This is a genomic window from Arthrobacter sp. BB-1 (genome assembly GCF_006151685.1).
Classification (GTDB): domain Bacteria; phylum Actinomycetota; class Actinomycetes; order Actinomycetales; family Micrococcaceae; genus Arthrobacter.
The window spans coordinates 273,665-285,623 of record NZ_VDEV01000002.1; the positions used below are offsets into that span (position 1 = coordinate 273,665).

General features: G+C 66.5%; 12 protein-coding genes. 8 read left to right on the forward strand and 4 right to left on the reverse strand.

Features of this window, described 5'->3' with window-relative positions:
• Positions 1-229 precede the first annotated feature (229 nt).
• Both FHJ30_RS01640 and FHJ30_RS01645 read left to right on the forward strand, forming a co-directional pair.
• Complete coding sequence (locus FHJ30_RS01640; protein WP_139027522.1) at positions 230-1,843, forward strand: peptide chain release factor 3; 1,614 nt, start codon at positions 230-232, stop codon at positions 1,841-1,843.
• Between the two features lie 6 nt (positions 1,844-1,849).
• Positions 1,850-3,094, forward strand: coding sequence for a beta-ketoacyl synthase (locus FHJ30_RS01645; protein ID WP_139027523.1), 1,245 nt, complete (start codon positions 1,850-1,852; stop codon positions 3,092-3,094).
• A 42-nt stretch (positions 3,095-3,136) separates the two neighbouring features.
• On the opposite strand, the gene FHJ30_RS01650 is transcribed toward FHJ30_RS01645, so the two are convergent.
• Positions 3,137-3,610 carry an NUDIX domain-containing protein gene (locus tag FHJ30_RS01650; protein ID WP_139027524.1) on the reverse strand — a complete coding sequence of 158 codons (474 nt, stop codon included), beginning with the start codon at positions 3,608-3,610 and terminating at the stop codon, positions 3,137-3,139.
• A gap of 119 nt (positions 3,611-3,729) precedes the next feature.
• On the opposite strand from FHJ30_RS01650, the gene FHJ30_RS01655 reads away from it, so the two are divergent.
• Positions 3,730-3,999 carry a hypothetical protein gene (locus FHJ30_RS01655; RefSeq protein ID WP_139027525.1) on the forward strand — a complete coding sequence of 90 codons (270 nt, stop codon included), beginning with the start codon at positions 3,730-3,732 and terminating at the stop codon, positions 3,997-3,999.
• On the opposite strand, the gene radA is transcribed toward FHJ30_RS01655, so the two are convergent.
• Both radA and FHJ30_RS01665 read right to left on the reverse strand, forming a co-directional pair.
• Positions 4,000-5,373, reverse strand: coding sequence for a DNA repair protein RadA (radA, locus tag FHJ30_RS01660; RefSeq protein ID WP_139027526.1), 1,374 nt, complete (start codon positions 5,371-5,373; stop codon positions 4,000-4,002). It lies immediately after the preceding gene.
• 77 nt (positions 5,374-5,450) lie between these two features.
• The gene (locus FHJ30_RS01665; RefSeq protein WP_139027527.1) at positions 5,451-6,578 is read right to left on the reverse strand and encodes an aromatic acid exporter family protein; all 1,128 of its coding nucleotides are present in this window, start codon (positions 6,576-6,578) and stop codon (positions 5,451-5,453) included.
• A 256-nt stretch (positions 6,579-6,834) separates the two neighbouring features.
• On the opposite strand from FHJ30_RS01665, the gene pstS reads away from it, so the two are divergent.
• The 5 genes from pstS to FHJ30_RS01690 all read left to right on the forward strand — a co-directional run bounded on the left by pstS (position 6,835) and on the right by FHJ30_RS01690 (position 11,402).
• On the forward strand, positions 6,835-7,956 hold the full coding sequence (gene pstS, locus FHJ30_RS01670) for a phosphate ABC transporter substrate-binding protein PstS (RefSeq protein WP_139027528.1): 1,122 nt from the start codon (positions 6,835-6,837) through the stop codon (positions 7,954-7,956).
• Between the two features lie 106 nt (positions 7,957-8,062).
• A complete protein-coding gene (pstC, locus tag FHJ30_RS01675; RefSeq protein ID WP_139027529.1) occupies positions 8,063-8,995 on the forward strand; it encodes a phosphate ABC transporter permease subunit PstC in 933 nt (310 codons plus the stop codon).
• Positions 8,996-10,108: a phosphate ABC transporter permease PstA gene (gene pstA / locus FHJ30_RS01680; RefSeq protein WP_139027530.1), complete on the forward strand. Its 1,113-nt coding sequence runs from the start codon at positions 8,996-8,998 to the stop codon at positions 10,106-10,108.
• A gap of 80 nt (positions 10,109-10,188) precedes the next feature.
• A complete protein-coding gene (gene pstB / locus FHJ30_RS01685) occupies positions 10,189-10,968 on the forward strand; it encodes a phosphate ABC transporter ATP-binding protein PstB (protein WP_009357830.1) in 780 nt (259 codons plus the stop codon).
• A gap of 170 nt (positions 10,969-11,138) precedes the next feature.
• On the forward strand, positions 11,139-11,402 hold the full coding sequence (locus FHJ30_RS01690) for a hypothetical protein (RefSeq protein WP_139027531.1): 264 nt from the start codon (positions 11,139-11,141) through the stop codon (positions 11,400-11,402).
• A gap of 66 nt (positions 11,403-11,468) precedes the next feature.
• Here FHJ30_RS01690 and FHJ30_RS01695 read toward each other — a convergent pair whose 3' ends face one another.
• Positions 11,469-11,876: a hypothetical protein gene (locus FHJ30_RS01695; RefSeq protein WP_139027532.1), complete on the reverse strand. Its 408-nt coding sequence runs from the start codon at positions 11,874-11,876 to the stop codon at positions 11,469-11,471.
• Positions 11,877-11,959: the final 83 nt, after the last annotated feature.

Genomic DNA, 11,959 nt, shown 5'->3' on the forward strand with positions numbered 1-11,959 from the left:
GCATTTGCGCGCCGGGTTGTGATTGGTGTCCATGCGGGTCACGCTAGCGGGGCGTCGTTTCGCGGCTTTGAACGTTCCGTTTCGGTGGCGTTAAGTGGCGCCGGGGCCGGTTTGCCGCCCTGCGATAAACTGGAACTTGGCTGTTTGCCAGCCCGTTCCCCCGGCCCAACGCCTCAACGCCCCACGAGGCACCGCCCGGGCAGTCCCAAACCGCAGCGAAAGTAGCACCGTGTCCCAAGATGTCCTGACCCCCGCCCGGATCTCCGGTATCCACAAAGAGGCGGGCCGGCGCCGGACCTTTGCTGTCATTTCGCACCCCGACGCCGGCAAGTCCACGCTCACCGAAGCGCTCGCCCTGCACGCGAAGGTGATCGGCACCGCCGGCGCCTCCAGCGGCAAGGCCAACCGCAAGGAAACCGTCTCCGACTGGATGCAGATGGAGAAGGACCGCGGCATCTCCATCAGCTCCGCGGCGCTGCAGTTCTCCTACCGGGACACCGTCATCAACCTCCTGGACACCCCCGGCCACGCCGACTTCTCCGAGGACACCTACCGGGTGCTGGCCGCCGTCGACTGCGCCGTGATGCTCGTGGACGCCGCCAAGGGCCTGGAAACCCAGACCATGAAACTCTTCGAGGTCTGCAAGCAGCGCAACCTGCCCATCATCACCGTCATCAACAAATGGGACCGCCCGGGCCTGGACGCCCTGGCCCTGATGGACGAAATCACCGAACGCACCGGCCTGCAGCCCATGCCCCTCACATGGGCCGTGGGCATCTCCGGCGACTTCCGCGGCGTCTGGGACCTCCGCAATGACCGCTTCGCCCGGTTCCAGCGCAACAACGCCGGCGCCCAGATTGCCATCACCGAGTACTTCACCCCCGAGGAAGCTGCGGAAAGCCAGGGCAGCAACTGGTCCGACGCCGTGGACGAGGCCGGCCTGGTCATCGAATCCAACCTGGAGTTCGACGTCGAGGCCTTCCACGCAGGCAAGGCCACCCCCATCCTGTTCAGCTCCGCCGCGCTGAACTTCGGCGTCAAGGAACTCCTGGACGCGCTTGTGGACTTCGCCCCGCCGGCAGCTCCGCGCCCGGACATCGAGGGCAACCCCAGGGCGGTCGAATCCCCGTTCTCCGGCTTCGTGTTCAAGGTCCAGGCGGGCATGAACAAGGCCCACCGGGACCACGTAGCCTTCATCCGCGTCTGTTCAGGTGTCTTCGAGCGCGGCATGGTGGTCACGCAGACCCGTACCGGCAAGTCCTTCGCAACCAAGTACGCCCAGCAGGTGTTCGGCCGTGAACGCGAAGTAATCGACGAGGCGTACCCCGGGGACGTCGTCGGCCTGGTCAACGCCTCCTCCCTTCGCGTGGGGGACAGCCTGTTCCTCGAAGGCCCCGTGGAGTATCCCGCCATCCCGCTGTTCGCCCCGGAACACTTCCAGGTGGCTCGCTCCAAGGACCCCAGCAAGTTCAAGCAGTTCCGCCGCGGCATCGAGCAGCTCGAACACGAGGGCGTCATCCAGGTGCTCCGCTCGGACGTCCGCGGCGACCAGGCTCCGGTGCTTGCCGCCGTCGGGCCCATGCAGTTCGAAGTGGTGGAGGACCGCATGGCGCATGACTTCAGCGCGCCCATGCGCCTGGAACGCCTGCCCTACTCCCTGGCCAGGATTTCGACGGCGGACGCCATGCCTGCGCTCGCCAACGTACCGGGCGCAGAGGTGCTTTTGCGGTCCGACGGCGAATACCTCGCCTTGTTCAATGACGTCTGGGCGCTCCGGCGCATCGAAAAGAACCACCCGGACCTCACCCTCGTGCCCATCGGCACCCACAACCCAGCAAAGTAGCGAACCATGAACGCAGTTCAAGCCGGTGCAACACGGCCCCGCGCCCTAATCACCGGCGTCGGCACCATCAACCCGGTCGGCTCGTCCGTGCCCGAAACCTGGGCCGGCCTGGTGGCCGGAAAGTCCGGGATCGCGCCGCTTGCGGAGGCGTGGGCTGAGCAGTTGCCGGTGAAGATGGCGGGACAGGTCACGGCTGACCTTTCCGGGCACCTCAGCACCCGCGAAATGAAGCGCATGGACCGCTGCGGCCAGCTGGCGCTCATCGCGGCCCGCGAAGCCTGGAAACAGGCCGGCGCCCCGGACGTCGATCCCGAACGCTTCGCCGTGGTGATCGGCTCCGCATATGGCGGCCTCGGCTCCACCCTGGAACAGGACCGGACCCTGGCAGCATCAGGCCCGCGCAAGGTCTCGCCGCACACCCTTACCCGGCTTATGGTCAACGGCCCGGCGGCCTGGGTGTCCATCGACCTTGGGGCCCGCGGCGGCGCCCGGACGCCGGTCAGCGCCTGCGCCTCCGGGGCTGAGGCGATTGTCCAGGCAGCCGAGATGATCCGCTCAGGCGCTGCCGACGTCGTGATTGCCGGCGGCGTTGACGCCTCGGTCAACGACCTTGTGATCACCGGCTTCTCCCAGATCCGCGCCCTGTCCACCCGCAACGACGACCCGCAGCGGGCATCACGGCCGTTCGACGGCGGCCGGGACGGCTTTGTGCTCGCCGAGGGCGCCGGCGTGGTGGTGCTGGAGAGCGAGGAGCACGCGCGGGCCCGCGGCGCCGCCGTGCTGGGCGCGGTGGCCGGGGGAGCGGTGACGTCCGACGCGAACGACATCGTGGCAGCCGATCCTGCCATGCAGCGGCGCGTGATGCAGAAGGCGCTCGAATCGGCCGGCATGGCCGCCGGGGACATCGGCTTCGTGCACGCGCATGCCACGTCCACCCCTGTTGGCGACCGGCTCGAGGGCCAGGCCATCAACGCCATCTTCGGCGCCGGTATACCCGTGACTTCAACGAAGGGGCACACCGGCCACCTGCTGGGCGGTGCCGGGGCGCTTGCCGCCGTCGTGGTGGTGGAAGCCCTGCGCACAGGAATGCTCCCGGGGACGTTGAACGTTGAGGAACAGGATCCCGAGGTCGACCTCAACGTCGTCACCGAACCCGCCCGCCCGCTCCAGCCGGGAACTCCTCCGGCCGGGCTGGTGAACGCCTTCGGTTTCGGCGGGCACAGCGTTGCCCTGGTGATTACGGGCGCATAGCAGCCCCGACCTCGAGTGGAATGAGGATGGTCCGCGGTGCCATTACCCCGGGCTGCCCACGTGCTCCTTCAGCGCATCCAGGATTGGCAGCTGGCCCTTCACCAGCTTGAGCCGGGCTTCCGGTTCCGGGAACCAGCGGGCGTCGTCAATTTCCGGGTACTGCTGGATCCTGCCTGAACCCCTGGGCCACTCCAAGGCAAACGTGTTGCTGACGATGCGTTCCGGCCGGAAGTCCTGCTCCGCGGCGAACACCGTGATGACCTTGCCCGAGGGCTGCCGGAACTGGCCGAGGTGCTGGTAGTCCGCGTGGGGTGCGGGAGTTCCCATCTCCTCGGCGAACTCCCGCAAGGCGGCAGCCAGGGGGTCCTCGCCTGCGGAGTATTCACCCTTTGGGATGGACCAGGCGTGGGCGTCCTTGCGGGCCCAGAACGGGCCGCCCATGTGGGCAATCCACACCTCCAGCAGGCCCCCGGCACCCTGCCGGTACAACAGGAGCCCTGCACTCGTAACGGGCATTTGTCCTCCAGGGGATGGATGTTCCACAAAAAAACAGAAGATGCCGTCAAACGTTAACCTGCAGTTCACGGCGCTGCTTTAGGTTATTCCTTCAGGCACTCTGCTCGAAGGGACCCGTCATGGCCAATATTGCTGAGGTTTTGGGTCGGCTTACGCCGGAAGAACTTGAAGAGCTTCGCAGCCTTGGTCCTCAGGGCCACCTGCCGCGGTATCTGGTGGATGCCCTGGACCGGGCGGCCGGCGGGCCGGGCTCCGGCCGCGGCTACTACGTGCCCACCGGAAACGTCACCGCCACGGGCGGACCGCTGCTGGTGCTGCGCAGCGACGTGTCCGGCTGGCTATTCAACGCCCACCAGGACGATCCGGATTCCCTGCCGCAGCTTGGCTAGCTACCCGATCAGCAGGCTCAGGGCCTCGGTCAGGTGTTCCACTTCCCGCACGGAGAAACCTGCCGGTATTGGTCCGGGGCCCGCATGGCTCGCAGGAACCACCGCGTGCGTAAACCCGAGGCGGTGGGCCTCCTGGATGCGCTGGTTGATGCCCGGAATAGGACGGACCTCGCCCGCCAGGCCCACTTCTCCAAAGGCAATGAGCCGGATGGGCAGCGGCTTGCGGGCCTTGGCCGAGGCAACGGCAAGGGCAACGGCAAGGTCCGTGGCGGGTTCGCTGAGCTTTACTCCGCCCACCGTGGCCACGTAGGAGTCGTCCTTGTGCAGCAGTGTTCCCGCGCGCTGCTGCAGGACGGCGAGCAGCATGGACACCCGGGAACTGTCCAGGCCACTGGTTGCCCGCCGCGGCTGTGAGTTGGGGCTCTCGGCGAGCAGCGACTGCACCTCGGCCAGCAGGGGCCGCCGGCCTTCCATGGTCACGGTGATGCAGGTTCCGGAGACCGGTTCCTTGGTACGGCTGACAAAAAGCCCGCTGGGATCAGCGAGGCCTTCAATGCCGTTCTCGTTCAGGTCGAAGCAGCCGACGTCGTCGGTGGGCCCGTAGCGGTTCTTGACGGCACGAAGCAGCCGCAGCCGGGAATGGCGTTCGCCCTCAAACTGGCACACCACATCCACCAGGTGCTCCAACAGGCGCGGCCCGGCGATGGAGCCGTCCTTGGTCACGTGGCCCACCAGCAGGGTTGTCATGTTGCGGCGCTTGGCCGCGGCAATAATGGACGCGGCAACCTCCCGGACCTGGGACACGCCCCCCGCGCTGCCGTCGACATCGGCGCTGCTGAGGGTCTGGACCGAGTCCACGATCAGGAGCCGGGGCTCGATCTTCTCCACCTGCCCCAGCGCCTGGCCGAGGTCCGTTTCCGCGGAAAGATAGAGGGATTCGGCCACGGCGTCGATCCGCTCCGCGCGGAGCTTCACCTGCGCCGCGGACTCTTCCCCGGTCACGTACAGCACGTCCTGGGCCGTCCGCGCGAACTTGGCGGCCACGTCCAGCAGCAGCGTGGACTTGCCGACGCCGGGCTCGCCGGCCAGCAGTATCACCGCGCCGGGGACCAGGCCGCCGCCCAGCACCCGGTCCAGTTCGTCAACGCCCGTCGGCAGGAACGCCGCCGTAGTGGCATCCACCTCGGCAATGCGGCGGGCCGGCTCTACAACTGTTGTGGCCGCCGTCGTACGCGCAACGGCGGTGCCGGTCTCCTCAACAGTGCCCCACGCCTGGCACTCGCCGCAGCGGCCCACCCATTTGACGGTGGTCCAGCCGCATTCAGCGCACTTGTAGGCGGGCGCCTTGGATGCCCGGGAAGTCTTTGTAGCCATGCGTCCAACCCTAGTGGCGGGCTCCGACATTCCGGGCTGCCGCCCCCTGGAGGACCCTGCCGCGTGGGCCCAGCCCCCTACAACGCGGGCAGCACGTCCCGGGCCTCGCGGGCGTCCATGCCCGTGGCTTCCAGCAAATCCACCATCAGCGGCCGGTAGAGCATCACCACCGTTTCGCCCTCCAGCCGCTGCACCCCCAGGAGCTTCGGATGCAGGCGCAGGGCGATCTCGCTGAGGTCCTGGCGGGCCGTGCGCATGTGGGCGCGGCGGACGCCGTCGTGCGTTTCCGCCAAGCCGAGCGAAAGCTCGTCAATGGCGGCAGCGGTCTCCTGCAGCACCTCCGCGATGTTTTCCGTGGCCTCATCGGACAGTGCCGCGTGGTTGATGGCGCTGGTGAGGCGGCGGGCGAAGACGCGGCTGTTCCGCAGCGCAAGGTCGATGAAATCGAGCGAGCGTTCCAGCCGGTCCAGCTCGTCCCGGTGCCGGCGGTACGCGGGCGCGAGGCGTGCCACTTCGCCGGATGCGCGGAGGGAATGCCTCATCGCGTCCACCAGGGGCTGGCAGTTGCGGCCACGGACCAAGGCGTGCCAGGCCTGGGTGGAGTCGCTGTTGATGAGGGCGTCGGCGCATTCGCGCAGCACCTCCGCCAGCTCGTGCAGGAGTTTCTGCACGTCCCTGCGGGGCTCACGGCGGGGGTCCTTCGGCGCGAGGATGGTCACCAGCAATGCGAACAGCCCGCCCACCACGGCGTCGATGCTCCGGGTGAACGGCCCGCCGGACGGTGCCGGAAGGAGCACCACCAGCAGCGACTGCAGGGCCAGCTGGGTGGTGAAGATGTTTCCGCTGTCCAGGAAGCGGGCCAGCAGGATGGAAAACAAAAGGACGACGGCGGCCTGCCAGATTCCAGCGCCCAGCCAGTGCAGGAGCAGGTCGCCCACCGCGATGCCGATGGTGCAGCCCAGGCCGACCTCCAGGACGCGCCGCAGCCGGGGTTCCCGGGAAAACCCCAAGGCGATCAGCGAGGAGGTGGCCGCAAACAGCGGGCCGGAATGGCCCAGCACGTACTCAGCGAAGGCATAGGCGCCTACGGCGCACACGGTCATCTGGACCGCGGGGACCAGCGAGTTCCGGCTGCGGATCAGGCCGGTGCGGAAGCGGCCGCGCAGGAACCGTCTGCCTGCTGAGAGTCCTGCTGCGGGAGCCATGCCGTCCAGTGTATTTGCTGCCCGGCCCCTTTCATTTCCGGTGCGCGGCGCCTTACGGCCCAACATGTGATCTGCGCAATGGTGACCGGGCATATGTAAACGAATATCCGGCCGCCGTTAATCCTCCGTTAACCTTGGGCAGGCAATCCCGTTACCTGCGGACCCTAACTTCGATGAAGGTACAAAACGTACGCATCGCGCAACAGGGTTCTCCGTCCCTGCCCGCATATTGAAAACCCTGGAAGGGGTACATCCAGTGAAGGCACTCCGCTTCGGCCGCCACGCGGCTATCGCTGTTCTCGCAGCCGGCGCTCTCGCGCTTACCTCCTGCGGTTCAGACAACGCCACGAACACCTCGCCCACCGGCAACCAGGCGCCCGCAGGCCCCAAGGTCACCGGCACCCTGACCGGCATCGGCGCATCCTCCACGGGTGCGGCCATGGACGCGTGGAAGGCAGGCTTCGCTTCCGCAAACCAGGGCGCCACCGTGCAGTACTCCCCGGACGGCTCCGGCGCAGGCCGCAAGGCCATCATCGACGGCTCGGCCCAGTTCGCCGGTTCCGACGCCTACCTCAAGGACGAAGAGCTCGAGGCTTCCAAGGCTGTCTGCGGTCCCGAGGGCGCCATCAACATCCCGGTTTACATCTCCCCGATCGCCGTGGCCTTCAACCTTCCCGGCATCACCGAGCTGAAGCTGGACGCAGCTACCGTGGCCAAAATCTTCCGCGGCGAAATCGCCAAGTGGAACGATCCCGCCATCGCCGCCCTGAACGAGGGCGTCACCCTGCCGGACCTCAAGGTCACCCCCGTGAACCGCTCGGATGACTCCGGCACCACCACCAACTTCACCGATTACCTGGCGTCGGCCGCACCCGAGGTCTGGACGGACAAGGCCGCCGGCATCTGGCCTGCAGCCCTGCAGGGCGAGAACGCCAAGGGCACCTCCGGCGTTGTCAAGACCGTCACCGACACCCCCGGCGCCGTGACCTACGCTGATGACTCAGCCGTGGGCGGCAAGCTCGGCACCGCCTCCATCAAGGTGGGCGAGGACTTCGTCAAGATCTCCGCCGACGCCGCAGCCAAGGCCGTCGAGGCAGGCAAGGCCGTTGAGGGCCGTTCAGCCAACGACGTCGCCATCAAGCTGGACCGCAAGACCACCGCCTCGGGTGCATACCCGGTGGTGCTGGTTTCCTACCACATTGTCTGCAGCGCGTACGACAAGCAGGAAACCGTTGACCTGGTCAAGGCCTTCGAAAACTACGTAGTCTCCGAGGAAGGCCAGCAGGCCGCCGCGGATTCCGCCAAGTCGGCCCCGCTTTCCTCTACTCTTGCAGAGAAGGCAGCCGCGGCTATCGACTCCATCAAGGTCAAGTCCTAATAACCGCTCTGAAACCGGGTTCCCCGCCTGCCGAAAGGCAGTGCGGGGAACTTGGCTTTGGACAGCACATCTTTCCTGAATCAGCTACCGACCGAAGGGCCGTCGAATGACCGCCACCCCCCTGACAAGTACCCAGGGCGCCGGGCGCGCCGGGGACAAAATCTTCTCGGGCGCCGCGCTGGCCGCCGGCTGCCTCATTCTTGCCGTCCTCTTCGGCGTCGCACTCTTCCTGGTTGTTCAGGCAATCCCCGCCCTGACGGCGCCGGCCGACGAAATCCAGGGCGGTGCGGGCTTCTTCGCCTACATCTGGCCGATCGTAATCGGCACGCTCATCGCAGCGGTCATCGCCCTGGTCATCGCCACGCCCATCGCCATCGGCGTCGCCCTGTTCATCTCGCACTTCGCCCCCCGCGGACTCGCTTCCGGCCTGGGCTACGTGGTGGACCTGCTGGCCGCCATCCCGTCCGTCATTTACGGCGCTTGGGGTGCGGCCTTCCTGGCCCAGGAAATCTCGCCCGCCTACAACTGGCTCGCCGCCAACATGGGCTGGCTGCCGATCTTCCAGGGCCCGGCCTCCGCAACCGGCAAGACCATCCTCACCGCAGGAATCGTCCTGTCCGTGATGGTCCTGCCCATCATCACTTCCCTGTCCCGCGAAATCTTCCTCCAGACCCCCAAGCTGCATGAGGAAGCCGCGCTCGCCCTGGGCGCCACGCGCTGGGAAATGATCAAGATGTCCGTCCTGCCATTCGCACGGCCCGGCATCATCAGCGCCGTCATGCTGGGCCTGGGCCGTGCCCTCGGCGAGACCATGGCCGTTGCCCTGGTGCTCTCCTCCGGCGCCCTCACCGCCAGCCTGATCCAGTCCGGCAACCAGACCATCGCCGCGGAAATCGCCCTGAACTTCCCGGAGGCCAGCGGGCTCAAGGTCAGCACCCTGATCGCCGCCGGCCTGGTCCTCTTCGTCATCACCCTGGCCGTGAACATGATCGCGCGCTGGATCATCACCCGGCACAAAGAATTCTCGGGAGCCAACTAAATGACCTCCACGCTTACCCCTGTGCGCAGCAAGCGCTCGGCCCTCACCAAGGGCCAGTTGCCCAAGTATGCGCCGTACGTCGTCCTGGCCGCCGCGCTGATCCTGGGTGCTGCCATCATGGCCCTGGTGGGCTTCAACCCCGTCGGCTGGGGCATCGTCTCGGCGTTGCTGTTTGCCATCGGCTTGGTCTCCTGGAGCGGAGCCGTGGAAGGCTCCCGCAAGGCGAAGGACAAGCTGGCCACCTGCCTGGTGGTGGGGTCCTTCCTGATCGCACTGCTGCCCCTCATCTCTGTGATCTGGACGGTGCTGGTCAACGGCGTCCCCGGACTCCTCAACCCGGGATTCCTCACAAGGTCAATGAACGGCGTCACCGGTGTCTATGACAACCGTGCCGTAGAGGAAGGCGCCCCGGTCCTGGGCGGCATCTACCACGCCCTTATCGGCACCATCCAGATCACCGTCCTGGCCACGGTCATCTCGGTGCCGGTGGGCCTCCTGACCGCCATCTACCTGGTGGAGTACGGCAACGACGGCCGCCTGGCCCGCGCCATTACGTTCTTCGTTGACGTGATGACAGGCATTCCGTCCATCGTGGCAGGCCTCTTTGCCGCGGCCTTCTTCTTCGCCGTCGTGGGCCCCGGCACCAAGACCGGCGCCGTTGCCGCCGTCGCGCTTTCCGTGCTCATGATCCCCGTGGTGGTGCGTTCCAGCGAGGAAATGCTCAAGATCGTTCCCAACGAACTGCGCGAAGCCGCGTACGCCCTGGGCGTGCGCAAGTGGAGGACCATCGTCAAGGTTGTCATTCCGACGGCGATTTCCGGCATTGCCTCGGGCGTCACCCTGGCGATCGCACGCGTCATCGGTGAGACGGCGCCCATCCTGGTCACCGCGGGCTTCGCCACCAGCATCAACTCCAACGTGTTCAGCGGCTGGATGGCTTCGCTGCCCACGTTCATCTACACCCAGATCCTGAACCCCACCTCGCCGGCCAACCCGGACCCGTCATCCCAGCGCGCCTGGGGCGCAGCCCTGGTGCTGATCATCCTGGTGATGGTCCTCAACCTTGGCGCCCGGCTGATCGCCCGGATCTTTGCCCCCAAGACGGGCCGCTGACCGCTTCCAGCCCTCGTCCCTTCCGGTCCTACCCGCCGGAACCTAGACTTCAATTCATACCCAGTTAGTGAAGGAACACCATGTCTAAGCGCATCGACGTCAAGGACCTGAACGTGTACTACGGCGATTTCCTCGCCGTGGAGGACGTCACCATCAACATCGAGGCCAAGTCCGTCACCGCGTTCATCGGACCCTCGGGCTGCGGAAAGTCGACCTTCCTGCGCACGCTGAACCGCATGCACGAGGTCCTCCCCGGCGCGCGCGTGGAGGGTGAGGTCCTGCTGGACGGGGACAACCTGTACGGCCCGGGCGTGGACCCCGTGACCGTACGCTCGCAGATCGGCATGGTGTTCCAGCGGCCCAACCCGTTCCCCACCATGTCCATCCGGGACAATGTGCTGGCCGGCGTGAAGCTGAACAACAAGAAGATCTCCAAGGGCGAGGCCGACGTCCTGGTGGAACGCTCGCTGAAGGGTGCCAACCTGTGGAACGAGGTCAAGGACCGCCTTGAGAAGCCCGGCTCGGGCCTCTCCGGCGGACAGCAGCAGCGACTCTGCATTGCCCGTGCCATCGCCGTGGAGCCGCAGGTGATCCTCATGGACGAGCCGTGTTCGGCACTGGACCCCATCTCCACGCTGGCCATTGAGGACCTCATCAACGAGCTCAAGGACCAGTACACGGTGGTGATCGTGACGCACAACATGCAGCAGGCAGCCCGCGTCTCGGACCGCACCGCTTTCTTCAACATCGCAGGCACCGGCAAGCCCGGCAAGCTGATCGAGGTCGGGGACACGCATACCATCTTCAGCAACCCCACCCAGAAGGCCACCGAGGACTACGTCTCGGGCCGGTTCGGATAACCCGCTGGTTTTGGCCCACGCGCCCCGCAGCCCGAGCAGGAATCCTTCCTGCTCGGGCTGTCTGCTGCAGCAGAGAAGTCGTGCAAAAAGTGGTGGCGATGACTGGCAGTGTTTAGTACGCTTGGCTAGATACTTTGGGAACTAGTAAATAGAAGACTCAGGAGTTTTCCTTGACGCAGATGGCAAACGGCCTTCGGGTCCATCATCCCAACGGGCCTGAAACCTGCGCCGATGGGGAGCACCTCTCCGCCGTGTGGCGCACCAGTTCCTATCTGGAAAGCATCCAGTGGGAACTCGATGCCGCCCACGAGTCCCTTAGGCAGGCAGTGCGGCAGGCCGCCAGTTCCGGCGTGGACCACGGTGCACTCCTCCAGGCGGCCAACCTGACGTCCGAGGAACTGGAAGCGGCCCTGCTGGACGCCCCGCGCGCCTGAGCCGGCGCCGGACCGCCTGGCCCGCCTGGCCAGCAAGGGCTTCAGCGTCCGGGCCGTCGGCGGCTGCTAGTCCGGGATTTCAAGCTGGAAGCCGCACCGGCAGCGCATGACCTTGGTGGGCAGCGAGACAACGTTCAGTCCTCCTCCGCCGTTGCTGCTGCGGTAGCTGAGCCGTTCGATCTCGAACGCGGCTTCCTCCATGGGGAACCCGCAGTGGATGTAATCGTCCCCGAAGAGGATGACCTGGGCCATCCAGCGCACCTGGTGCAGCGCTGCGGCCACATCCCGTGCATAAGCGAGGTGTTCCTGGAACAGGCCGCAGTCATTGCAGGTGTACGCGGCAAGGACCAGGTCCCCGTTGGCCGCGCCCACCGACCTGATGGCGTGGATGGTCAGTTCATGTTCGGTTCCGCAGGTTTCGCAACGGAGCCGCCGGGGCTGTGGCAGGGAATGCCGGGAATCCGATCTGGACATGATGCCTGGTCTTTTCCGCGTGGTGCGTCCATGCCGCCGGATGCTGCAGCGGCTATCCGCGGCCGTGCACCCGGCGGCGGATG